Annotated in this window: 21 protein-coding genes and 1 pseudogene; 15 read left to right on the top strand and 7 right to left on the bottom strand. The window is 70.5% G+C overall.

Annotation, left to right across the window (positions count from 1 at the left end; all coding sequences use genetic code 11):
- Window positions 1-199 precede the first annotated feature (199 nt).
- From ACN260_RS05135 to ACN260_RS05120, 4 genes are all read left to right on the top strand, one after another.
- Window positions 200-1,159, top strand: coding sequence for a bifunctional DNA primase/polymerase (locus ACN260_RS05135; protein ID WP_422754926.1), 960 nt, complete (start codon window positions 200-202; stop codon window positions 1,157-1,159).
- Window positions 1,156-2,715, top strand: coding sequence for a hypothetical protein (locus ACN260_RS05130; RefSeq protein WP_422754925.1), 1,560 nt, complete (start codon window positions 1,156-1,158; stop codon window positions 2,713-2,715). Before ACN260_RS05135 ends, ACN260_RS05130 begins: the two co-directional genes overlap by 4 nt.
- A 304-nt stretch (window positions 2,716-3,019) precedes the next feature.
- Window positions 3,020-3,961 carry a hypothetical protein gene (locus tag ACN260_RS05125; protein ID WP_422754924.1) on the top strand — a complete coding sequence of 314 codons (942 nt, stop codon included), beginning with the start codon at window positions 3,020-3,022 and terminating at the stop codon, window positions 3,959-3,961.
- Between the two features lie 1,479 nt (window positions 3,962-5,440).
- Window positions 5,441-5,821: a hypothetical protein gene (locus tag ACN260_RS05120; protein ID WP_422754923.1), complete on the top strand. Its 381-nt coding sequence runs from the start codon at window positions 5,441-5,443 to the stop codon at window positions 5,819-5,821.
- A gap of 520 nt (window positions 5,822-6,341) precedes the next feature.
- Here the strand turns inward: ACN260_RS05120 and ACN260_RS05115 are convergent.
- Window positions 6,342-6,893 carry a winged helix-turn-helix transcriptional regulator gene (locus ACN260_RS05115; protein ID WP_422754922.1) on the bottom strand — a complete coding sequence of 184 codons (552 nt, stop codon included), beginning with the start codon at window positions 6,891-6,893 and terminating at the stop codon, window positions 6,342-6,344.
- A 74-nt stretch (window positions 6,894-6,967) separates the two neighbouring features.
- On the opposite strand from ACN260_RS05115, the gene ACN260_RS05110 reads away from it, so the two are divergent.
- Complete coding sequence (locus ACN260_RS05110; RefSeq protein WP_422754921.1) at window positions 6,968-7,612, top strand: dihydrofolate reductase family protein; 645 nt, start codon at window positions 6,968-6,970, stop codon at window positions 7,610-7,612.
- Window positions 7,613-7,832: 220 nt separating this feature from the next.
- Window positions 7,833-9,251 (top strand): hypothetical protein, encoded by a 1,419-nt coding sequence (locus ACN260_RS05105; RefSeq protein WP_422754920.1) that lies wholly within the window; start codon window positions 7,833-7,835, stop codon window positions 9,249-9,251.
- 103 nt (window positions 9,252-9,354) lie between these two features.
- Here ACN260_RS05105 and ACN260_RS05100 read toward each other — a convergent pair whose 3' ends face one another.
- Complete coding sequence (locus ACN260_RS05100) at window positions 9,355-9,924, bottom strand: TetR/AcrR family transcriptional regulator (protein WP_422754919.1); 570 nt, start codon at window positions 9,922-9,924, stop codon at window positions 9,355-9,357.
- Between the two features lie 78 nt (window positions 9,925-10,002).
- Between ACN260_RS05100 and ACN260_RS05095 the strand changes: the two genes are divergently transcribed.
- Window positions 10,003-10,956 carry a ketopantoate reductase family protein gene (locus ACN260_RS05095; RefSeq protein ID WP_422754918.1) on the top strand — a complete coding sequence of 318 codons (954 nt, stop codon included), beginning with the start codon at window positions 10,003-10,005 and terminating at the stop codon, window positions 10,954-10,956.
- A gap of 135 nt (window positions 10,957-11,091) precedes the next feature.
- Here ACN260_RS05095 and ACN260_RS05090 read toward each other — a convergent pair.
- Both ACN260_RS05090 and ACN260_RS05085 read right to left on the bottom strand, forming a co-directional pair.
- A pseudogene (locus tag ACN260_RS05090) lies at window positions 11,092-11,385 on the bottom strand (hypothetical protein); the annotation flags it as partial.
- Complete coding sequence (locus ACN260_RS05085; protein WP_422754917.1) at window positions 11,382-11,558, bottom strand: hypothetical protein; 177 nt, start codon at window positions 11,556-11,558, stop codon at window positions 11,382-11,384. The gene ACN260_RS05085 and the pseudogene ACN260_RS05090, both read right to left, overlap by 4 nt.
- Before the next feature lie 298 nt (window positions 11,559-11,856).
- Between ACN260_RS05085 and ACN260_RS05080 the strand changes: the two genes are divergently transcribed.
- The 8 genes from ACN260_RS05080 to ACN260_RS05045 all read left to right on the top strand — a co-directional run bounded on the left by ACN260_RS05080 (window position 11,857) and on the right by ACN260_RS05045 (window position 18,455).
- Entirely contained in the window at window positions 11,857-12,741 is an 885-nt protein-coding gene (locus ACN260_RS05080; protein ID WP_204958086.1) for a helix-turn-helix domain-containing protein, read from the top strand.
- Window positions 12,738-12,935, top strand: coding sequence for a DUF397 domain-containing protein (locus tag ACN260_RS05075; RefSeq protein ID WP_204958085.1), 198 nt, complete (start codon window positions 12,738-12,740; stop codon window positions 12,933-12,935). Before ACN260_RS05080 ends, ACN260_RS05075 begins: the two co-directional genes overlap by 4 nt.
- A gap of 101 nt (window positions 12,936-13,036) precedes the next feature.
- Window positions 13,037-13,576: a DUF4240 domain-containing protein gene (locus ACN260_RS05070; protein WP_422754916.1), complete on the top strand. Its 540-nt coding sequence runs from the start codon at window positions 13,037-13,039 to the stop codon at window positions 13,574-13,576.
- Complete coding sequence (locus tag ACN260_RS05065; RefSeq protein ID WP_422754915.1) at window positions 13,573-14,421, top strand: alpha/beta fold hydrolase; 849 nt, start codon at window positions 13,573-13,575, stop codon at window positions 14,419-14,421. Before ACN260_RS05070 ends, ACN260_RS05065 begins: the two co-directional genes overlap by 4 nt.
- A 155-nt stretch (window positions 14,422-14,576) precedes the next feature.
- The gene (locus tag ACN260_RS05060; RefSeq protein WP_422754914.1) at window positions 14,577-15,770 is read left to right on the top strand and encodes a sensor histidine kinase; all 1,194 of its coding nucleotides are present in this window, start codon (window positions 14,577-14,579) and stop codon (window positions 15,768-15,770) included.
- On the top strand, window positions 15,760-16,968 hold the full coding sequence (locus ACN260_RS05055; RefSeq protein WP_422754913.1) for a hypothetical protein: 1,209 nt from the start codon (window positions 15,760-15,762) through the stop codon (window positions 16,966-16,968). Before ACN260_RS05060 ends, ACN260_RS05055 begins: the two co-directional genes overlap by 11 nt.
- Entirely contained in the window at window positions 16,938-17,654 is a 717-nt protein-coding gene (locus ACN260_RS05050; RefSeq protein WP_421483807.1) for a response regulator, read from the top strand. Before ACN260_RS05055 ends, ACN260_RS05050 begins: the two co-directional genes overlap by 31 nt.
- A gap of 75 nt (window positions 17,655-17,729) precedes the next feature.
- Complete coding sequence (locus ACN260_RS05045; RefSeq protein ID WP_422754912.1) at window positions 17,730-18,455, top strand: hypothetical protein; 726 nt, start codon at window positions 17,730-17,732, stop codon at window positions 18,453-18,455.
- Window positions 18,456-19,233: 778 nt separating this feature from the next.
- Here ACN260_RS05045 and ACN260_RS05040 read toward each other — a convergent pair.
- From ACN260_RS05040 to ACN260_RS05030, 3 genes are read right to left on the bottom strand one after another with little or no spacing between them, the layout of a single operon-like run.
- Window positions 19,234-19,983 (bottom strand): lysophospholipid acyltransferase family protein, encoded by a 750-nt coding sequence (locus ACN260_RS05040; RefSeq protein ID WP_422754911.1) that lies wholly within the window; start codon window positions 19,981-19,983, stop codon window positions 19,234-19,236.
- 22 nt (window positions 19,984-20,005) lie between these two features.
- Entirely contained in the window at window positions 20,006-22,066 is a 2,061-nt protein-coding gene (locus ACN260_RS05035; protein ID WP_422754910.1) for a glycogen debranching N-terminal domain-containing protein, read from the bottom strand.
- Window positions 22,066-22,437 carry an SCP2 sterol-binding domain-containing protein gene (locus ACN260_RS05030; RefSeq protein ID WP_422754909.1) on the bottom strand — a complete coding sequence of 124 codons (372 nt, stop codon included), beginning with the start codon at window positions 22,435-22,437 and terminating at the stop codon, window positions 22,066-22,068. The genes ACN260_RS05035 and ACN260_RS05030 overlap by 1 nt, the downstream gene beginning before the upstream one ends.
- Window positions 22,438-22,493 lie beyond the last annotated feature (56 nt).

Here is a 22,493-nt window from a genome sequence, read left to right as displayed (position 1 = left end):
GGCGCCGCCAACCTGCCGGTACTGGATCGGCACCGCGGCCCGCCACTGCGGCCAAGCCGGGGATGTGCGCCCGTATCTGCAAGGCCCGCGCTGCCCTGCGCACACCCCGGCCTCGATCACCGGCCAACCCGAACCCGACTCGACGCCGATGTTCTGCCGGCAACCCGCCCCCACTCGTTCCTTGGAAGGAAGTCACCTCGTGCCCGACCCTGACCTGTTGGCCGCCGCCCTCCGCCACGCCGCACGCGGATGGCACGTCTTCCCGCTGCGCCCCGACGACAAGCGACCCGCCTTCCCCGACCACACCGCTGAGCACTGCACCGCACGCGACCCGCGCTGCGCCACCGCTGGCCGGCACCTCGGGTGGGAACCCCGCGCCACCTGCGACCCGGACCGCATCCGCCGGGCGTGGTCCGCCCGTCCCTACGGCGTCGGTATCGCCTGCGGCCCCTCTGGACTGCTGGTGGTCGACCTCGACGTGCCGAAGAACGCCGACGACACCCCACCCCCCGCATGGGCCGGTACGCGTGACGGCCTGGGTGTGCTCACCACCCTCGCCGACCGCCACGGCGGCACCATCGACGCGACGTACACCGTGACCACCGGCCGGGGCGGAAGCCACCTCTACTACCGCCACCCGCCCAGCGGCCCCGAGTTGCGCAACACGATCGGCGACCGGGGTGGCCTCGGATGGAAAGTCGACACCCGCGCCCACGGCGGCTATGTAGTCGCCGCCGGCTCCACCGCCGCTGGCCGCCCCTACACCGTCGACTTTGACACCGACCCCGCCCCGCTGCCCGAATGGCTCGCCGGGCTCCTCGCCCCCGCCGAGCGACCCGCTCACCGATCGGTGGCCTTGGCGCTGCCGGCCAACCGACGCGGTCCCTACCTGGCCGCCGCGATCCGCAGCCAGGTCGCGCACCTGACCGCCGCCCCCGACGGGCAACGCAACCACGCCTTGTTCGCCTCTGCCATCGCCCTCGGCCAACTCGCCGCCGGGGGCGCGCTCACCGACGACGACGTGACCGCCGTGCTAGAGCCGGCTGCGCTGTCGCTCGGTCTACCGGCCGGTGAGGTCGCCCGCACGATCGCCTCCGGCCTGCGCGCCGGAGCGCGCAACCCCCGCCACCTGGCCAACACGGGAAGGGCTGCCGCATGAATACCCGCCTACAGATCGGCTCCGGCCCCGAAACCATCCGCGTGCTCAAAGCCGCGCTCGTTGATGGCCTGTTACCCGACACCTACGTGGCGGCCGGGTCGCTGGTGCACATGGAAGCCGTCTCCGGCGGCCTGGCCACCGCCGCTGACGAAGACTCCCCCCTCCCGGTGTCGGCAAGCATGCTCAACCCCGCCGCCCTGGCCGGACTCCTCGCCGAGCACGCCTACGTCTACCGGGTCAAGACCCGCAAGAGTGACACCGGCAACCCCGAGATGTTCGAAGACGAAGTGACCCCGCCCCGCGACATCCTCTCCTCCGTCCTGGCCGGCAAGACTTGGCCCGGCGTGCCACCACTGCGCGGAATCATCGGCGCCCCCGTGCTGCGTCGCGACGGCACCCTGTTGCAGCAGCCCGGCTACGACCCCGCCACCGGCCTCTACCTCGCCTCCAAAGTCGCCCTACCGCCCGTGCCCGACCGGCCGACCCTGGAACAGGTGGACGAGGCACGTACGTTCCTGCTCGGCCGGTTCCTGCGCGATTTTCCTTGGGCGTCCGCCGCCGACCGCGCCAACTACGTCGCGCTGCTGGCGACGCCGATCCTGCGGCACTTCACCCGCTCCCTTACCCCGTTCGCGCTTATCGACGCGACCATGCCGTCGAGCGGTAAGACGATCCTCACCGCCGGCCCCGGAATGCTCTACGGCCAACGCATCATGACCTGGGCATACTCCGATGAAGAACTCCGCAAGTCCATCACCGCCGTCCTGGCCGAGCAAATCGGGGTGGTGATCTGGGATAACCTCGCCGAGGGAACCGTCATCGACTCCCCGGTGCTCGCCCAACTCGTCACCTCCGGTGTCTGGTCCGACCGGCAGCTCGGCGCGTCGCGCAACGTCGCCACCGTCAACGACCGGCTCTGGATGGCCACCGGCAACAACCTCCAGGTCGGCGGCGACATGGCGAGCCGCACCGTGCGGGTGCACCTTGACCCGAACATGCCCCGCCCCGAACTACGCGACCAACGCGGGTTCGGCATCCCCCACCTCGACCAATGGATCACCGACCCCGCCAACCAACTCGCCGTCCTGTGGCACCTCCTGGTGCTTGTTCTCGACTGGACCCGCCGAGGAGCACCGCGCGTGGGCGGGTTGTCGATGCGGCAGTTCACCCCCTGGGCGCAAGCCCTTGGTGGGTTCCTCCACCACCACGGCATCGACGGGTTCCTCACCAACGCCGCCGACATCCGCGAGATCGATGAAGACGAAACGCGCTGGCGCGCGTTTCTCACCTGCTGGCACGACCGCCACGGCGGCAGGCCCATGACCGCCGCCGAACTCCGCCAAGACGCCGAACCCATGCACCTCGGCACCGACGCCCACGACCCGTGGGACGGCCAATTCATCACCACCCACAACGGTCGCCTACCCAACCCGCTGCAACTCGGCCGGCTTCTCACCGGCCAAGCCGGACGATGGCGGGGCGAGCACGTCATCCGAGCCGGCAAGAACGACCGCGGAGACCGCTCCGTCTTCCGGGTCGAACGACACGAGGGATGAAAACCCGCTGAACCATCTCCGCATCTCCGCAACGCCGCACCAACCCGCCACCACCTGCGGAAACAGGCTGCGGAGATCAGAGGATCAGAGATCCTCGATCTCCGCATCTCCGCAACCTCGTGCGGAGATGAATCCCGATTGCGGAGATGGCCGGTCAACAACACTCCGCATCTCCGCAAGCATTCGCCCAGCTCACAGCCATGTTTGCGGAGATGCGGAGATGCGGAGATGGTTCAGCCCCTCCCCGACCAGAGGTAACCGGAGCAGCTCGTCGCACGCCTGTGCCACAGTGCCCCTTGTGCGAATGACCGACGACCGTGGCCAGGTACTCGATGCTGAGTTCTCCGTAGAGCCCGATGGCAATCACCTCGCCGTGATCCTCGAAAGCATGAGCGGCCGCGCCACGGGTAGAGCGGCCCGAAACACTGACTATCGGGCCGCGCTAGAACTGATCTTGCAGCGTCTCAAGGACCACCGAGCTGTCATCGAGACAGCAATCGTCGACTCGCAGCGCACCCAACTACTTCCCGAGTCGAGCCGTAGCCTGATCAGCGAGCCTGTTCGTCTGGTCGATGTTCCCGACCCTCACAGGCTCCGACGAAGGCTGACCAACGCTCAAACCACGATCGGGCAAGCGCCCACCGCCCAACGCCCCGGCAACAGCACCAAGCGGATTCGGCTCCGTCTCAGCGTCCCCGGCTACGACTCCTCTAGCTCGGCTCGGCTGGCGGTCGATCTCGCCGCAGGATCGTCGGCCACGGCGGCCAGCGGTCCCGATAGCCTCCCAGCCAGCCCGGACGAGTTGCGAAAGGCGATCAAGGACTTCCCAGGCGATCCCGACGGCCGCCGCCTCGCCGCATACCGCCGGGAGCAGGCCCAGCTCAAGCGACGCCTCCGTGACATCGGCGGAACGGCGTGCGCGCTCTGCGGTCGTGAACTACCACCACAGTTCCTCGTCGCCGCCCACATCAAGAAGCGCTCCGAGTGCACAGAGGCCGAGAAGCTCGACTACGACAACGTAGCAATGTTCGCCTGCGTCCTCGGATGCGACAGCCTTTACGAACACGGTTTCATCACGGTACAGCCAGGAGGCGCCATCGACATCAGCCCACAGGTAGCGCTTACCCCCGCGGTCGCAGCGCACTGCGGCACTGTATTGACCCAGAGGACAACCGACTGGTGGTCCCCCGAACGAGAGCCCTACTTCGCGTGGCACAGGGGCCACATATTTCGAGGCACCGTTTAGGTCGCGTCTCTCCGCCACCATGCTGCCCTCACGGGGCATCCGACGCCCCCCTTTAGCACCTTCACGTCGGACCAACGGCACGCCACAACACCTCCGGTCGCAGCCTCAAAAGTGACCGGAAGTCTTACCACAAGCTACGTTGCGGGCACATAGAGTCGCTCCATGGAATCGCTTCGATCAGGCTGGGCCGTGGTGCCCTCCAAGGACGTCGGACGTCGCGGGATGATCGCGCACCGCACCTTGGTGCCAACACAGTCCGCCTCCCTCGCTTTGTGCGGCGCAGACGTCAGCACTGCCTGGCGGGTCAAGAACAAGTTGAAGCGACGCACAAAACAATGCGATGAGTGCGCTCGCCTGCGCGAGGAGGTGAAGGAGCGCATGAGCATGGATCAGCGACGTCGCGAGTTACGAGCGCCGGTTCAACGACGCTCGGGCGCCACCACCCTCGCGGATTCAGACCGGCACGATCGAGTCCGGCAGCGGGGCTCGTCTGTCCGCACAGTTAGCGGCGGCCTGCCCACGCTGGGGCGGCACAGATAGTGCGTTCCCAACACGAAGCCTGAAACCCATCCGGCTGCCGCATGCGCCTACAAGGAGGGAGGCAGCGGTAGGGTCGGCCGCGGGCCAGCCGCCGAGACAAGGGCCTTTCCCACCTAGCCGACCAACGAGAGCGCGGAGCAGGTTCCACTCATACCGGGCACACAGGCACTTCTCCCACCCGATCGGCTCGCGTAGAGCTGCTCGTGGGGCCATCAAGCTGCCGTCGGCTCGTGGCAGGCATGAGGCGGCAACTTGGCATCGAATTATATAGCCTCGCACCGTTGATGAGGATTTAGGTATCTTGTCCCACCTTACCCCAGATACCCTCGTCGAGGGTCACCCCTTGCCCGCGTCGCTGAGCCGCAAGCTTTATCATTCCCAGGTGTCATTTGCTCTGGCCGAGACGCACGCTTGGTACCATTTGGAGTGGTTCGAGTGGGTTGGACTGTTCCTTACAGTGGCGGGCGTACCGCTAACCTTGTGGGGACTGCGGTTGACTTGGCGTCAAGCAGCCGAGGCAACAACGGCAGCGAAGGCCGCCCAAGAGGCAGTCAGGCGAACTCAGAGCCAACTGAGAACAAATCAGCTAATGGTCCTCATACCGCAACTGAGATGGATTGCCTCAGAGTTGGACGCCGCCATCGAAGCCCAGAGTGCACCACTTGCCCGGCGATTTCTTGATAATTGGCGAATTCACGCAGGCCATGTTCAGGGATTACTCATGAAAGCAGATCCGGACAGGGGCGACCTTCTGGTGAAACTGGCTCAGAGCATTAGTCTTGCGGCGAGCGCAGACACATCCCTCTTCACCAAGAACAGCACTACACCTTTGGCAAAAGCATGCACAAAGGCGCGAGTGGCAATAAGGGACGTGTGCGACAATTTGCACATATGGCTAGGGGAGAATTCGACACAGGTGCAGGATGAAGGTGTGGCGTCATGACGACCGAGCTTAGCTATATCGAACGCCGCATGATCACTCTGGCAGAAGTGCTTCTAACGAGGACGCGGGAAGCAAAAGTGGAGTGGTCAACGACCGATCGGGGCAATCGCTTCTCTCACTCCGGCCGCAGCTCGTCGGTTTGGATTGAGGGGAAGTTCGACAGCGACGGCGACTGGAATGGAACATTGACCCTACTGAACAGCGAGGGCGAGGTTGTCGAACTCCTGCAATGTGGATTCGAGCCTCGCGGTGATGACACTTACAATCCCTCACCCTGGAACAAGACTCTTGAAGAACTTCATGATCTCGCACGCCGCCGCGCCTTGAATGTGGACAAGGTAATCGATGAAACCTTGCGCGAACTCGGCATAGATTAGGCCGATAACCATCCCCGTGCCGTCGGCCTGCCCACCGGAGAGTGGCCACCGCTGGTCCCGCCACGCCAAGCGGACCTTGACGTCCGTTCGGACGTTCGCAGGTCGGGCGGGCCGCGGCCTGCTTGGCTCACCCAGACCCATGGCAGACAAGGTGGCTACGCAACCACTGACCGCGAACGGCGGAGACTCGTCCTTCCCGAAGCCGGGAAGGACGCGTAAAAAAGGTCTGAGACACCTCGCATATACGTGCGACATCACAGACACTTTGGCAGGCAGCCTGCCTTACGTGGTGGCGACTCACAGAGTGTCACTACACCTCGAAGGCGTCCACCTCCGTCAGCTCGATCAACCGTGGAGCTAGTCGTGGTGCGAAATGTAGGTCACCACGGAAAGTCAGGCGCAACAGGGAAGAAGCTCTTGCAGCTAGAGCGCCTGCTGAAACCAGGGCCGATGAAGTAGTTACCACTTCTAATCCCAAGGCCGCAGGTTCGAATCCTGCCGGGCGCACAGGTACTTCGCCCTACTGGGAACTGGACGAGCACCGGTGCCGGTCAGCGGCAGCCGCAGCGCGTTCGTAGGCCAGGGTGAGTTCGGCGAGGACGCCGTCGGCGCGTTGTGGCTGGCCTTCGAGGTGTATGGCGCGAAGTTCGTCCATGAATCTCTGCCACATCTCGGGGCCGCCGTCGGCGAGGAGTTGGGCGCGGATCGACAGCTCGGGTGAGGTCGGGAGCCACCGGGAGCCCCAGGCGCCCAGTTGTGCCATGACCGGGACGAGTTCGATCGCCGCCTCGGTCAGGCGATAGTCGATCTTCTGTCGGTGAGTCGGGTCGTCGTGGCGGCTGAGCAGGCCCGAGTTCACGAGCTTCGACAGGCGGCTGGCGAGGATGTTCGACGCGATGCCCTCGACCGAGTTCGTGAGGAGTTCGCGGAAGTGCCGGTATCCGCCGAACATGACGTCCCGCAGCACTACCAGGCTCCACCGGTCGCCCAGCAACTCGACCGTCAGGTTGATCGGGCACCCCGATTTTCCCTCAGGTACGGGCAGTCGACCCGTCCCTACTGGTTGCGACATGCCATCAGTGTAGTACGGTGCCACCGGTTGCAAGTTGCTATCAGAAGCGGCCCATCGGCCGTCGAGGAGGATTCGTGCCACAACTGTTGAGGGTGCAGAGCTTCTGCATGTCGCGTGACGGGTTCGGCACCGGCGAGGGGCAGAGCCTGGAGCGACCCTTCGGCCACGCCGACCCCGCTCCCCTGTTCTCCTGGCGCACCGCCACCGCCAGCTTCATGTACCGCACCGAACCCGGCGGCACCCGCGGGCTGGACGACTACCTGACCCGCGACTACGACCACAACATCGGCGCGGAGATCATGGGCCGCAACAAGTTCGGCCCCCAGCGCGGCCCGTGGCAGGACCACGAGTGGCAGGGCTGGTGGGGGGACAACCCCCCGTTCCACACGCCGGTCTTCGTCCTCACCCACTACGAACGCCCGTCGTTCACCCTGGCCGACACCACGTTCCATTTCCTCGACGCCAGCCCGGCCGAGGCGCTGGAGCGCGCGAGGCAGGCCGCCGCCGGTCGGGACGTACGCCTCGGCGGCGGAGTCGCCACCATCCGTGAGTTCATCGAGGCCGACCTGGTCGACACGATGCACATCGCCGTCGCGCCCGTCGACCTCGGCCGGGGCGAACGGCTGTGGGACAGCCCTACGGATCTGCTGGACCGCTTCCACCTCGAGTCGGTGCCGAGTTCCAGTGGGGTCACCCACCTGCTGTTCTGGAGGCGATGACCACGGCGGGGGTCCGGCCTGCTCGACAAGCACCCGCCAGCCCGCGCCACCAATCGTGATGTATCGGTCACGACAGGTTACTTGCCAGTGGGCAAGCGCATATCCATGACCTGGGAATGACCTTCTTCACCATCCATCAACATTGATCCATGTCACGCAGCTCGTTTGGATGGACACGCACCGTCAACCGACGGTGTCCACCACCAACCGAGGAGCATCCTTGCCCCGGTCCCCGTTCCGGACCCGACGGCCGCGCACCCTCGCCGCCGTCGCCGCCGCCCTGGCCACCGCCCTCGCGGTGCTCTCCGCCCCGACCGCCGCCCTGGCCTGGGGGCCAGGCACCGAGCCGGCCCAGCCGTACGCGCAGCCGAGCATGCCCACGGTGCCCAAGCGCGGCTGCCAGTCCACCGTCGCCAATCCGGCCGCACCGACCGGCGCGACCCCCGCCGTCCAGGTGATCTACGCCTGGCACGACGGTGTCGGCAACAACTACGAGGCCAACGTCGAGTACATCGCCAAGGTGGTGGACCGGATCGACTGGGCGCTCGACGAGTCGACCAACTACGACCAGCACTACAACTTCAGCTGCCGTACGGGTTACGACACCAGCACGTACGCCGGCTACGCCCGCGCCCTGGTCGTGCCGGAGAAGATCGACGCCGGGGCGAACCCGAACACCCCCGCCAGCACGGTCCGCAGTGACCTGATCTCCGCCGGATACCAGGACAGCAACCGGATCTACCTGGTGTTCACCGATTTCGCGTCGAACTCGGACGCCTACCAGTGCCCGTCCGGCGGCAACTCCAGCGGCGTGCACTGCTCGGCGGTGACCGAGTCGTGGACGACCGGTGTGGCCGGGCACGAGTTGCTGCACGTGCTCGGCGCGGGGCACGCCTGGATGGCCGAGACGGGGGCCTCCTACGTCCCCGACATCATGTACGGCTGGTGGGACAACTGGAACACCGACCCGGGGTTCCGCAGCTACTACGACCCGAGTGAGCTGTCGGCCAGCTTCTACATCGACCCGAGCCCGTCGACGGCGAAGGTGAACGTGGCGAACCACCCGATGCTGACCGCCCCGGTCTGCTGCGACGTGGGCGCGAACAACGACCTGCTCACCGCCGAGCAGCGGACGGTCGAGGCGGCCACCCCGAGCAGCAGCACGTCGACGTTCACCACGTCGGGCGGCTGGCACCAGGTGACGCCCGCCTGCGGCATCTCGACGAACTCCTGCACCTACTTCGACGGTCGTCGGTCGGTCCAGCTCAACACCTACACCGGGCCGTCCAACACGTCGTCGATCTCGTTGACGAACCGGGCAACGGTCACCGCCGGCCGGACGTACAAGCTGTTCACCCGGTTGCGCAGCGGCACGGCGGTGAACACCCAACTCCAGCTCGCCTGGTACAACTCGGGTGGCACCCTGCTGTCGACCAGCACCGGAGCGACCGACACGCTCGCCAGCAACTGGCTGGAGTACCGGACGACCGCCACCGCCCCGGCGAACGCGGCCAGCGTGCGGATCACCGTGAACGTGCCGCCGCAGTCCACCACCGGCAACCAGGCCATCAACCTGGACAGCCTCCAGCTCAACGACTGTACGGCGAACACCGGCGGCACCTGCCGCTACGACACCTGAGCCACCGGCCGGGTACGGGCGGCCACGAGCGGTCCGTACCCCGCCCCGGCCTCCTGCGCGGCCCGTGTTCCCCCGCCACCTGCGGTGGGGGCGCGGGTCGCGCTCATCGTGCCGGTCGGCGCAGGCCGGCGAGGACGAGGGTGATCACCCCGTCGGCGTCGGGCCGGTAGGCCGGGTGGCCGTACGCCGCGCAGATGCCCTGGAGGGCCATCATGACCGCGCCGGCTCCCACGTCGTCGCGGATCTTCCCGGCCCGAACGGCGGCGGCCAGCAGGTCGGTGACGGCCCGGCCGAGGGCCTCGGCACCTTCCGCCAGCGCGCCGGAGCGGGCGGCCATCAGCGTGGACAGGGTCCGGGCGAGCCCCTCGTGGTCGTGCAGGTGGGCCACGAATCCCCGCAGGAAGGACTCCAACGCCTCGTCGGCGGGCAGGGTGGCCTGCGCCGCGCGGGCCCGGTCGCACATCGCGGCGAGTTCTTCCCGGTAGACCGCCTCGGCCAGGGCTTCCCGGGTGGGGAAGTGCCGGTAGAGCGTGCCGGTGCCGACGCCGGCCAGCGTGGCGAAGTCGTCGAAGCGCAGGTCGTAGCGACCCTCGGCGAACAGTTCGCGGGCCTTGGCGAGCAGGGCGTCGCGGTTGCGGCGGGCGTCGGCGCGCAGCGGCTTGGGGTCGGTCATGTGGGGGCCTCGCGTTGACAAGTGGAGACTGTCTCCATATTTTGGAAGTGGAGATGGCCTCCAATTGTAGCTCCCGGGGTGCGCGTGAAGATCCTGATGTTCGGCCGTGGCGTGATCAGCGCGACGTACGGGTGGGCCCTGGAACGGGCCGGGCACCAGGTGGAGTTCTACGTCCGCCCGGGGCGGGCGGCGGCGTACGGGGAGGCGATCGACCTCGACCTGCTCGACGCCCGGCGGCGGCCGTGGGGCCGGCGGGTCGCCGGGACGTGGCCGGTGCGCTACCGCGAATCGCTGGAGCCCGACCACGACTTCGACCTGATCGTGCTGAGCGTGCAGCACTACAACTTCGCCGAGGCGGCGGCCTTCCTCGGGCCCCGGGTGGGCGCGGCCACGGTGCTCGTCTTCAACAACCTGTGGGTGGAGCCGCTGACCGCGACCGCGCACCTGCCCGCCGACCAGGTGGCCTGGGGCTTCCCCGGGGCCGGCGGCGGTTTCGGCGACGACGGCGTGCTGCGCGCGTCCCTGCTGCCCGTGGTCTTCCTCGGCACGCTCGACCGGCCGCCGACCGGGCGCGAGCGGACCGTGCGCCAGGTGTTCCGGGCGGCCGGGTTCCGGGTCCGGGAGAACGCCGACTTCCGTGGCTGGCTGTCGGTCCACTTCGCCCAGAACGCCGGCCTGCACACCCAGAGCCTGCGACGGGGCGCACTGTCCGCCATGACCACCCGCGACGTCCGCGAGGCGATCCTCGCCACCCGCGAGCTGCTGCCGCTGGTCGAGGCACGGGGGGTCGACCTGCGGCGGCACCGCGCCGAGCTGCTGCCCTTCACCGCACCCGTCTGGCTGGCGGCACCGGCGATGTCCCTGCTGCTCAACCGCTTCCCGCCGATGCGACGGGTGATGCGGGCGCACGCCAACCCCGAGGAGCTGCGCGCGGTCTGCCGCGACACCCTGGCCGAGGCCCGCAGTCGGGGCATCCCGGTCCCCCGGCTGGAGGCGGCCGAGCCCTACTTCGCCGCCACGACGACCCCCTGACTCCCGTCACCCTCCACCCGCCACACCCCGTCCGTCCGCCGGCCGGCGCTCCGGCGACGCACCCCGCTCACCGCCAGCCGGTCGGCGGGCGGGCGACGCACCGGCCGCACCCCGCCCACCGACCGCCGGCGGCACCCCGACCGGCCGGGGCACCCGCCGCATGTTCGGCGTCACCCCCGCCCGGCCCGGTGCACGCGGCACCGGCGCGGGCCGCACCGTCACCAACCCCGCCGGCCGTACGAAGATCGAGCGCCGGGCCACCGCGTCTCCCCTCGCGTCGAGCTGGTAGACGTCGAGCCAGCACCACCCGTCGTAGGTGATCCAGTCGAGCACCCGGATCACCCGGCACCGGATCGGCCTGACGAACTGCACGCTGGCCGCCCGACCCACCTCCACCAGGTCGCCCGCCTTCGGCGGCGACGCGCTCACCGCCACCCCCAGACGTGCCGGAACCTGCGCCACTGCCTGATCCGGTGCCGGGCGGCCTCCACCACCGGGCAGAACCCGGCCTCGGCGCACCTCGGGCACCGCCCGCGCCGGTGCCGGTCCAGGCAGTCCCAGGCCAGCCGGACCAGCAGCGGCACCTCGCGGCGGGCGGTCACGACGCCACCCCGGGCCGGGCGTGGCGCTCGTCGCTGACCCACATCGGATGTCCTTTCCGGAAATAGCGCCGCCCCGCCCGCGCGCTATTCGCTACGAGCGGGACAGCGGGCTATTGTCGACGCCATTTCTGACGCCCCGGATCACCGTCCGGCGATTCACACCCTGCGACACGACCGACACCTTGCGCAACAACTCCCCTCCCCCCTAATCTCGGGTCGAATTGACGCACGAGGGACGGAGGACAGAAATGGCGCAGGGGAAACAATTGTCGTTGCACCAGGGGTGCGGTGATGTTGCATGACGGAGGAAACAAGCGGTTCCACCGTCCCCCGGCGGCAGCTCGGCCGGCTGCTCACCCAGCTCCGCGAGGACGCCTCCGTCTCGCTGGACCGCGCGGCCGAGGGGCTGGACTGCTCCCGGCAGAAGGTGTGGCGCATCGAGAAGGGCCTGGTGCCGGTGCGGGTGGTGGACGCCCGCGCCATGTGCGCGATGTACCGGGTGCCCGAGGAGATGACGTCCATCGTCACCGGGCTCGCCCGGGAGACCCGCGCCAAGGGCTGGTGGCATTCCTACGGCGACGTGGTCCCGTCCTGGTTCTCGCTCTACGTCGGCCTGGAATCGTCGGCCACTCTCATGCGCCGATACGATTCGGAACTGATCCCGGGCCTGCTCCAGACCCGCGAGTACGCGGCGGAATTGTTTCTCCGCAAGAATCCCACCATGAGCCCGGCGGAGCGCGAAAAGCTCGTCGAGGTCCGCATGCAGCGCCAGCACGTCCTGACCCGCCGGCTGCCCAGCGCGCCCACCCTCAGGGTGGTGCTGAGCGAGGCGGTGCTGCGGCGCACCCTGCCCGACCGGCGGGCGATGGCCGGGCAGCTGCGGCACCTGCTCGACCTGGCCACCCTGCCCAACGTGAGCCTGCGCGTCCTGCCGTTCACCGCCGGCCCGCCGCTGGCCAGCGAGACGGGCACCTTCGTCCTGTTGGACTTCCCCCAGGCGTTCGGGCGGGCATCGACGGAGCCGACTACCGTCTACCTGGAGAACATCACCGGCGCGCTCTATCTGGACAAGCCGGCGGAGGTCGCCGCCTACGACCGCGTCTGGGCCGACCTGGAGACGCTCGCGGCGGACGAGGCGGCAACCGAGAAGCTGATCACTGCGATCATCGAGGAGTGGGCATGACTGACCTGGCCGGGGCCGTCTGGCGCAAGAGCACCCGCAGCGGCGGGAGCGGCGGCGACTGCGTCGAGGTGGCCGACAACCTGCCCGGCCTGATCGGCGTACGGGACAGCAAGGACCAGTCCGGCCCGGCGTTACGGTTCGCCCCGGCCGCCTGGTCCACCTTCGTCCGCGCGGTACCCCGCCGGCCCCGTTGAACCCCGTCGGGGCCGCCCGCCCGGGTGGGCGGCCCCGATGTCCCACGTCGGCGGCACGGCGTCGCTCGGAGAACGTCGGGGCGTCCCGCTACGGTGCTGCCATGAGCGACACCGAAACCGCGAACCGCCTGCCCACAGCCGAGGAGGAGGCCCGGTTCTGGGCCCTGGTGGAGGCCGCCTGGGAGCGGCTCGGCCCCGAGCCGGCCGCGCTGCGCCGGGCGCTGCTCACCCGCGACCGGTCCGCCTCCGACGACGACGCGTTCGCGTTCGACGGCTGGCGGGACGCTTTCCTCGACCAGTTGGGCCAGCTCTGCGCCGACCTGTCCAGCCCCGAACTGACCGCCCTCGACCGGGTCGTCGAACGCAAGCTGTACGACATCGACCGCGCCGACGTGCACGCGGTGGTCGACGGCTCCGACGACGGTTTCCTCTACGCCCGGGGTCACGTGGTGGCGCTGGGTCGGGAGTTCTACGCCGCGGTCCGGGCCGACCCGACCCGGGCGGTGCCCGACGCCCACCTCCAGGGCATCTGCTACTTCTTCGCCCACCTGCACGACAAGCGGTTCGGCGACTGGCCCCGCACCGGCTCCGGCATCTCCCGCGAGTCGTTCAGCAACCCGGCGGGCTGGGTCGGCCAGTGAGCCGCCCGGCCGTACCGAGCGAGCGCGACGTGCCGCTGCCGGACGGCGGCACCCTGCACGTCTACGACACCGGCGACGACGGCACCGGCCGGTTGCCGGTGGTCTGGCACCACGGCACCCCCAACATCGGTGCCCCGCCGGCCCCGCTGTTCGCCACGGCCGACCGGCTCGGCCTGCGCTGGGTGTCCTACGACCGGCCCGGGTACGGCGGTTCGACCCGACGCCCCGGGCGGGACGTGGCCTCGGCCGCCGGTGACGTCGCCCGGGTCGCCGACGCGCTGGGCCTGGACCGGTACGCCACGGTGGGCCACTCCGGCGGCGCGCCGCACGCGCTGGCCAGCGGCGCGTTGCACCCCGACCGGGTGGTAGCCGTCCTCGCCGTCGCCGGGCTCGCCCCCTACGGCGCGGCGGGCCTCGACTGGTTCGCCGGGATGACGCCGTCCGGGCAGGCGTCGCTGCGGGCCGCCACGCAGGGCCGGGCGGCCAAGGAGCGGCACGCCGCGTCCGACACCGACTACGACCCGGAGTTCACCCCGGCCGACCTGGCCACCCTGGCCGGGCCGTGGGCCTGGCTCGACGAGGTGGTGGGTCCGGCGGTGCGGGGCGGCCCGGACGGCCTGGTCGACGACGACCTCGCCTACGTCACCCCGTGGGGCTTCGACCCGGCCCGGGTGACCGTCCCGGTGCTGCTGCTGCACGGCGGGCGGGACCGGGTGGTGCCTGCCTCCCACAGCCGTTGGCTGGCCGGGGTCTGCCCGGCCGCCGAGCTGCGGATCACCGCCGACGACGGGCACATCTCGGTGCTCGGCGGCGCACCTGCCGCCCTGGAGTGGCTCCGCCGCTGACCGACGCCGGACCGTGCCCTACACGTTCACCGAACGCAACGCGACACGCCGCACACCAAAGGTGAACAGTTAGGGCAGCTCATGCTATTCTCCGGCTTCGATGCACCGCCGAGCAGACCCGGACGGGTCACCGCCCGAAGGACGCACTCCCCCCGATGTCGGCCCTACCCGCTCCGACCTCGTCACCGTCGTTACTGGAGCGGCCGGCCGGTGGCGCGCTCCAGCTCATCTTCACCACCCTGCCGGCGCTGCTGCGGCTGACCTGCGGGCTGTTCGGTGCGGTGACCGCGCTCGCGGTGCGTACCCCACCGGTGCGGGAGCCGCTGCTGCTGGCCGCCGTGGCCGCACTCACCGGCTGGTCGCTGTGGTACACGGCGCGCGCCCTGCGGGTCGGCATCGGCCCGGGGCTCGTCGCCGGGGACGTCACGGTCACCGTCGCGGCGAGCCTGCTGGCCCCGGTGCTGGTCGCCCCGGAGGTGCTGCCCGGCGAGGGTAGTTGGCTCGCCGTGCTGGCCAGCACCACCGTGATCAACGCACAGGCCACCGCGCCGGCCCGCTGGTCGGTGCCGGCGGGCCTGCTGGTCACCGCCGGCTACGCGGTCGGCACCTCGGCCGCCGGCAACACCGTCGAGGCCGGCGCGCACGCGGCCACCCTGCTCATGCAGACGGCCTGCGCGGCGATGATGGCGGCGGTGATGCGCCGCTGGATCGGCCGGGCCGACACCTCCTTCGCCGACTTCCAGCGCCTGCGCCGGGACGCGGTGCTGGCCCGCACGGCCCGCGAGGTGGAACGGCGGCAGAACCGGGACCTGCACGACACCGTCCTGGCCACCCTCACCATGGTCGGGCTGGGTGCCCTGCCGGCCGGCTCGGCGGCGTTGCGGGACCGGGCCGCCGCCGACCTGCGTACCCTGGTCCGCCTCGCGCACGCCCGGTCCGCCCCGGCGGGCGAGCCGGCCGACACCGGCCCGGTCGACGTCGACGCCGGCCTGCGCGCGCTGCTCGCCACCCACCCGCAGTTGCGGCTGACCGCCACGCTGCCGCCCTGCGCGGCACCGGCGGGGGTGACCGCCGCCCTGGTCGACGCCACCGCCGCCGCGCTGGCCAACGTGGCCCGGCACGCGCCGGACGCCGCCGTGACCGTGCGACTCGGCCGCGACCACGGCGGCATCGTGGTCGAGGTGGTCGACGACGGCCCCGGTTTCGACCCGGCCACGATCCCGCTGCACCGGTACGGGGTACGCGAGTCGATCCGGGGCCGGATGGCCGAGATCGGTGGCCGGGCGGTGGTGACTTCCGCCCCTGGCGTGGGCACCCGGATCAGGCTGGAGTGGCCGCATGTCGACTGACCTCGACGCGACCGGTGCCGGCGCGACCGCGTCGGTCCGCGTACCCCGGCCGGCGCAGCGGACGGCGGACCCGGCGGTGGCCTACGGCCCGGCGGTGGACGTGGGCCGGGCCTCGGACCGGGGGGCCCGGATCGCGGCGGTGGCCATCGCCCTGGTGTGGCACCTCGCGATCGGACTGCCGGCGGTGCTCGGTGCCTGGTCGACGCTGGCCGCCCCCACGGTGGTCGCGGCCGGCTGGCTGGCCGCCTGCGCCCTCGGCGGGTACGCCGCGCACCGGCTGCTGCACGGTTCGTCGCCACCGGCGCTGCCACTGGCGGCGGCCCTGCTGGGGGTCGACGCGGCGGTCTTCGCGGCGGCCGGACGGGAGCAGCTCTTCGCCGCCGCGAACTGGGCGTGGACGGGGCTGGCCTGGTTCTTCGTGGTGGTGCTGTGGGGTCGCCGGCTCCGTTGGATGATCGTCCTGTTGGCCGGGCACGCGGTGATCGCGCTCGCCGCGCTGGTCGGTCACGGGGCCACCGCCCCCGCCGACCTGACCCGCTACGCGATGTACGTCTACGGCACCTCGTCGCTGCCGGTGGCGGTCTTCACCGGTGCGGCGGTGATCGCCACCCTCGCCCGGGAACGCGCCGACACCGCCACGGCGACCCTCGCCGTCCGCGCCGAACGGGACGCCGCCGAACGGGCCTGGGCGGACCGGCGGGCCCGGCTGGCGCTGGTCGGCGGTGCCGCCGAGCAGGTGTTGGCGGAACTGGCCGACGGTCGCGCCGACCCGGGCGACCCGTTCGTGCAACGGCGGTGCGTGCTCGCCGCGGCCCGGCTGCGTCGCCTGATCGCCGAGTCCGACGACGTGCCGGACCCGTTGTTGCACGAGTTGCGGGCCGCCGCCGACCTGGCCGAACGCAACGGGCTGCCGATCGAGCTGGTCGCCATCGGTACGCCGCCGCCCCTGCCCGTGGAGGTCCGTCGACGGCTGGCCGACCCGCTGGCCGCCGCCCTGGCCGATGCCACCGGTTGGGCCCGGCTGACGGTGGTGGCCGGCCCCGACGAGGTGGCGGTAAGTCTGGTCACCCCGGACGGGCCGGGCCCGGAGGCGGCCGATCCGCCCACCAACCGGGCCGGCGACGACGACCGGGTGGAACACGTACATGAGCGGGACGGGGAGATCAGGTGGACGCAGACCCGATGGCGCAGGCCATGAGTGGGGAGCGCCCGGTCGGTGTGTCGATCGTCGACGACCATCCGGTGGTGATCGACGGAGTGCGGGCCTGGCTGTCCACCGAGCCCCGGCTGCGGGTGCTCGCCACCGGCGACGACCCGGATCTGGTGCTGCGGGCCGCCCCGGAGGCCGACGTGATCCTGCTGGATCTGCGGCTGCGCGGGCGGATGGTGCTGGACAAGCTGGCCGAGCTGAGCGCCGACGGCCGGCGGGTGGTGGTCTACTCCGAGCACACCGACCCGGCGACCATGCTCACCGCGCTCGATGCGGGGGCGACCGCGTTCCTGGCCAAGCACGAGGGGCGGGAACACTGCGTGGCCACGGTGCTGGCCGCCGCCAGCGACCGCCCGTACGTGCCGCCGGCCCTGGCCGGGGCCATGGTGGGCGATCCGCGCCCCGACCGTCCGGCCCTGTCGGACAAGGAGCGGGAAGCGCTGCTGCTGTGGTTCCAGTCGATGTCGAAGGCGTCGGTGGCCCGCCGGATGCAGATCAGCGAGCACACCGTCAAACAATATGTGGACCGGGCCCGGATCAAGTACACCCGGGCGGGTAGGCCGGCCGCCACGAAGGCGGCGTTACTGGCCCGGGCGATCGAGGACGGTCTCATCCGGCCGGAGGAGATCGGCATCTACCGGTCGCAGGCGTCGTACGACCGGCCGACCCCCTAACGGGTGTCATGACAGCCCGTCACGGCTCGGCGAGGCTGGACGCCACGAGACCACTGCGCGGGGGAGGTCGTGACGATGCGCGAGAACATGTCCCCGTTCTTCATCGCACCGCACCGGTTCGATGCGCCGGAGAACGATTCCGCTCCCGTGCTCGACAGGCGTTACGAACTCGTCCCGGAGCCCGGCGAACGGGTGCTCGGCCGGTATCCGACGTCGGTGGCCGGTTGCCTGATCAGCCCGACCGGGGCACGGCGGCACTGGGTGCTGCCCGGCCCCGCCTCGATCACCGTCACCGACCGGCGACTCGCCTACGTCTGCCTCGCCGGTGACCTGGCCCTGGTCGCCGGGAAGATCGACGCGACGGGGGTCCGGCACCGGCGCAACGTCCGGCTGCCGCGCCTGGTCAGCGGGCAGGTCCGCTGGCAGTGGCCGTCCCGGTTGGAGCTGCGTACCACCGGCCGGCCCACGGCACAGGGCACCGCCGAGGCGGAACTGCTGGTGGTCTGCGACGCGCTGCGGACGATCCAGCAGCCGGCCCTGGCGCTGGGCGGCGCGGTGGGCCCGGTGACCGAGCTGGCCCGGCTGATCCGCCGGACGGTGGCCTGCTTCCGGGTCACCCACCCCGAACTGGTCGAGCTGGCACCTCCGGAGCGGGACGTGCTCATCCGCCGGGCGACCGCCCCGCCGTTGACCGGTGAGGCGCGGGTGACCCTGCCGGGGTCGCTGCCGGTGGAGTTCCTCTCCCGCGACGACTACTACCGGGTTCCCGAGCCCGCCGGCCAGGACGCGGTCGGCAGCTGACCCACCCCGACCGACCCCGGCTGATCTGACCCGGTGTGCCCTGGCCTCGGCATGGTCTGTTCAGGCGTGGCCCGGTCTGGGCCCGGTCTGGGTCTCGGCCCGGTCTGGGTCTCGGCCCGGTCTGGGTCTCGGCCCGGTCTGGGTCTCGGCCCGGTCTGGGCCCTGGTCCGGCCCACCTGCCCGGCCGGGATGGGACGGCCGGTAGGTATACCTCTCAGCGTCCTTTAGACCTGATGACGTTCACGAATCGCCGACGATGGTCGCCCCCCGGGCAACCCGGCCGAGCCCTGAGAGCCGGCCGAGAGCCCTCCGACCCGGCCGGGTCGGGACCAGCCGGCCACGCCGATCGGTCGGCCTATCGGTCGGCCTATCGGACCGGATGCGTCTGACTCGCTGACGTCATCAGCTCGAAAGGACGCGAACCCACTACCCTCTCCCCCGGCCCTCCGACCTCCGTCCACCCGAAATGTCCGCACCGCCCCCGCCCCCGCCCCCGCGCCAGCGACAGCGACAGCGACAGCGACAGGAGACGGTGGTCACGAGGCCCACCGGACGGACGGCCGGAAGGGCAGCCAGGACGACGGTCAGCGCCCAGCCGAGGGAGCCAGGACCACAGTTCGAAGGGCGGCCGGGCGCCAGGGCGGCCGGGCAGGAAAGGCGGGACGGCCGGGCAGGAAAGGCGGGACGGCCGGGCAGGAAAGGCGGGACGGCCGGGCAGGAAAGGCGGGACGGCCGGGCAGGAAAGGCGGGACGGCCGGGCGGGGAAGGGGACCGACGGTCAGGACGCCGTCGAGCGGCGGGGGCGGCGGTCCAGTTCGGCGGCCTCCTGCGGGGTGGGCGCGGTGCCGCCCAGGTGCGCCGGCTGCCACCAGGAGTCGTCCGGGCCGGCCGGCTTGTCGGGGTACTCCTGCTGGGCCCGGTCGACCAGCGCGGTCAGCCGGGTCTTCAGCTCCGCCGTCATCGTGTTGGCGTCCGGGTACGCCGCCGGGTCCATCGGCTCGCCCAGCAGGATGGTGATCGGGGTGTGCCGCCGGGTCAGCGTCTTCGGCCGGCCCTTCGTCCAGAGCCGCTGCGTCCCCCACAGTGCCACCGGCACCAGCGGCACCTCAGCCGCCTGCGCCATCCGGGCCGCCCCGCTCTTCAGCTCCTTCACCGTGAACGATCGGCTGATCGTCGCCTCGGGGAAGACGCCCACCACCTCGCCGCGCCGCAGCGCCTCCACCGCCGTGTTGTACGAGCCGACCCCCGCCGCGCGGTTCACCGGGATGTGCTTCATGCCGCGCATCAGCGGCCCGGACACCTTGTGCGCGAAGACGTCGTGCTTGGCCATGAACCGCACCAGCCGCCGGGACGGGTGCGCGCCGTACCCGCAGAAGATGAAATCGAGGTAGCTGACGTGGTTGCTGGCCAGCACCGCCCCGCCGGTACGCGGGACGTGGTGGTCACCGTCGACGGTCAGGCGCAGGTCGAGGACCCGGAACAGCGTCTTGGCGGTGGCGATCACGGGCGGGTACACGAGTTCCGGCATCCGCGTACTTTACCCCGCACCGTCAGTCGGCCAGTTGGTGCAGATCGAGGCGGCCGCGGGCGAAGGCGTCCACCCGTCCCCAGCGGCCCGGGATGTCCAACACCTCGATGCGTCCCATCCCGACCGGCAGCACCGGCTCCACCGCCAGGTGCCCCTCGTGCGGCTCCAGGCCGAGCATGGTGCGCAGCAGCAGCAGCGGCGCCCCCGTCGACCAGGCCTGCGGGCTGCACGCCGTCGGGTACTCGACCGGGAACTTGGTCTGCTCCCGGGGATAGCCGCCGAACGCCTCCGGCAGCCGCCCGTCGAAGTACGTCGCCGCGTCGAGGATGCCGCTGGCGATCGTGGCGGCCTCCTCGGCGAAGCCGTACCGGCGCAGCCCCCAGGCGATGAACGAATTGTCGAACGGCCAGATCGTGCCGTTGTGGTAGCCGATCGGGTTGTACCGCACCTCACCCTCGGCGAGGGTGCGCACGCCCCAGCCGGTGAACAGCCGGGGCCCGACCATGTGCCGGGCGATCTTCTCGGCCCGGTCGTGGTCGACGATCCCGCTCCACAGCAGGTGCCCGATGTTGGAACTGAGCACGTCGCACTGCCGGCCGTCCGGGTCCAGGGCCAGGGCGTAGAACTCCCCGTCGGCCACCCACCAGTCCCGGTTGAAGCGCTCCTTGAGCGCCGCGGCCTCCTGTTCCAGCCGGTCGGCGAACGCCGGGTCGCCCCAGAACTCCCGCGCCATCCGGGCCGCCCGCAGCTTGGCGTCGTACGCGTACCCCTGCACCTCGCAGGTGGCCCGGGGGAACGGCGGCAGGCTGCCGTCGGCGTACGAGATGGAGTCCCAGGAGTCCTTCCAGCACTGGTTCTCCAGGCCGGTCTCGGTGTTACGCCGCTCGTACCAGATGTAGCCGTTGCCGGCGAGGTCGGCGTAGTCGTCGATCCACTTCAGCGCGGCCCGGCACTCCCGTTCCAGCTCCTTGACCAGGGCGACGTCACCACTCCACCGCTCGTACTCGTCGAGCAGGACGACGAACAGCGGGGTGGCGTCCACCGAACCGTAGTACGGCGAGTGCGGCTGCTCCTCGAACGCGGCCGTCTCGCCGTAGCGCATCTCGTGCAGGATGCGGCCCGGGTCCTCGTCGCGGAAGTCGTCGAACCGGCTGCCCTGTAGCGACGCCAGGATGCGCAGCGTGGTCTTGGACAGTTCCGGGGCGAACGGCAGCACCTGCAGGCAGGTCAGGATGCTGTCCCGGCCGAACATGGTCATGAACCAGGGCAGGCCGGCGGCGGGCAGGGTCTGGCCGCCGAGTGACAGCGGCGCGAACCGCAGCGCCGCCAGGTCGATCAGGCTGCGCCGGTAGGTGGCGGCCACCCGGTCGTGCTCGCTGTTGACCTTCGGGGCCTTGGCGATCCACTCTTCCAGATCCTGCTGGAGGGCGAGCCGTTCGTGGCCGTGCGCGGTCACCCCGAGCCGCAGGTCACGCCCGCCGGGGCCGATCGCGAAGGTCTGCACGTCGATATCGGCGGTCCACTGCTCGTTGGGCTCCAGGTGCACCGAGTAGGCGAACCCGTTGCGGTCGTAGCGGGCCGGTCGGGACGACGAGATGACCGTCTCCCGTACGAAGTTGCCCCGCCGGTAGCCCAGCCGCAGCCGGTCGGACCCGGCCTCGGCGTACAACTCGCCCTTCTTGTTGAGGATCTCGTCCTTGACCTGGAAGAGGTCGGCGAAGTCGGCCCCGGCGTCCATCCGGATCTCCAGGTCGACCGCCTTCTCGTCGTGGTTGAGGATGGTCAGTTTCTCGCGGAAGCTGCCGCCGACCGCGCGCTCCCGGATGATCGACAGCTTGGCGTCGACGTAGTGGGTGGCCATCCCGGGCACCAGGAAGAACCGCGCCTCGAAGTACTGGAGGTCGTCGTAGGACAGCGCGTTGAGCCGTTCCCCGTTGACGGTCAGCACCCAGCGGGACAGGAACCGCATGTCCAGGGAGAACAGCCCGGTCGGCTCGGTCGGCGTGGCCTCGATGTCACCGGTCTCCTCGGAGACGACGAACGTGTTGCCGTCCAGGATCCGGATCGTGTTGGTCTGTCCCATCACCGCACCTCCCGATGCTGGAGCCGGCGCGGCCCCTGTGCGTCCGGGGAACCCGGGAAGATCCGTTCGATCTGCACCACCAACCGGGCGTCACCGGTGACCGTCATGTCGCCGCGCAGCAACGCCGCCAGGCCGTTCTCCCGCCCCGCGGCCATCTCCTCGAACAGCGCCGGCGTGGTGCCGATGACCGTGTCGGCCTCCCGGTCCTCCTGGTTGACCGTGAGCTTCCCCCGGTCCACCCGCAGCAGCCAGTGGGTGGTCTGCGCCCCCTCGTGCAGATCGAAACGCAGTGTCCCGGCCGCCTTGTCCAGCAGCGGCTCGTGATCCCGCCGGTTCAGGCTCTCGAAGAACCTCGTGGTCGCGTCCACCATCGGGCCCTCTCCCCCGTCGTCGCCTCGACCTGCCGGTGCCCGGCATCGACCTGCCG

Origin of the sequence: Micromonospora sp. WMMD708 (assembly GCF_049315245.1) — a bacterium.
GTDB classification, from domain to species: Bacteria; Actinomycetota; Actinomycetes; order Mycobacteriales; family Micromonosporaceae; genus Micromonospora; species Micromonospora wenchangensis.
Note: the sequence above shows the minus strand (reverse complement) of the source record. Positions and strands in the feature narration are given on the sequence as shown.

Bases quoted from the DNA above. Each gene is read 5' to 3' on its own strand.
- ACN260_RS05130 (WP_422754925.1), top strand. From the start codon at position 1,156: ATGAATACCCGCCTACAGATCGGCTCCGGCCCCGAAACCATCCGCGTG.
- ACN260_RS05125 (WP_422754924.1), top strand. From the start codon at position 3,020: ATGACCGACGACCGTGGCCAGGTACTCGATGCTGAGTTCTCCGTAGAG.
- ACN260_RS05120 (WP_422754923.1), top strand. From the start codon at position 5,441: ATGACGACCGAGCTTAGCTATATCGAACGCCGCATGATCACTCTGGCA.
- ACN260_RS05115 (WP_422754922.1), bottom strand. From the start codon at position 6,893: ATGTCGCAACCAGTAGGGACGGGTCGACTGCCCGTACCTGAGGGAAAA.
- ACN260_RS05100 (WP_422754919.1), bottom strand. From the start codon at position 9,924: ATGACCGACCCCAAGCCGCTGCGCGCCGACGCCCGCCGCAACCGCGAC.
- ACN260_RS05080 (WP_204958086.1), top strand. From the start codon at position 11,857: ATGACGGAGGAAACAAGCGGTTCCACCGTCCCCCGGCGGCAGCTCGGC.
- ACN260_RS05075 (WP_204958085.1), top strand. From the start codon at position 12,738: ATGACTGACCTGGCCGGGGCCGTCTGGCGCAAGAGCACCCGCAGCGGC.
- ACN260_RS05070 (WP_422754916.1), top strand. From the start codon at position 13,037: ATGAGCGACACCGAAACCGCGAACCGCCTGCCCACAGCCGAGGAGGAG.
- ACN260_RS05060 (WP_422754914.1), top strand. From the start codon at position 14,577: ATGTCGGCCCTACCCGCTCCGACCTCGTCACCGTCGTTACTGGAGCGG.
- ACN260_RS05055 (WP_422754913.1), top strand. From the start codon at position 15,760: ATGTCGACTGACCTCGACGCGACCGGTGCCGGCGCGACCGCGTCGGTC.
- ACN260_RS05045 (WP_422754912.1), top strand. From the start codon at position 17,730: ATGCGCGAGAACATGTCCCCGTTCTTCATCGCACCGCACCGGTTCGAT.
- ACN260_RS05040 (WP_422754911.1), bottom strand. From the start codon at position 19,983: ATGCCGGAACTCGTGTACCCGCCCGTGATCGCCACCGCCAAGACGCTG.
- ACN260_RS05035 (WP_422754910.1), bottom strand. From the start codon at position 22,066: ATGGGACAGACCAACACGATCCGGATCCTGGACGGCAACACGTTCGTC.
- ACN260_RS05030 (WP_422754909.1), bottom strand. From the start codon at position 22,437: ATGGTGGACGCGACCACGAGGTTCTTCGAGAGCCTGAACCGGCGGGAT.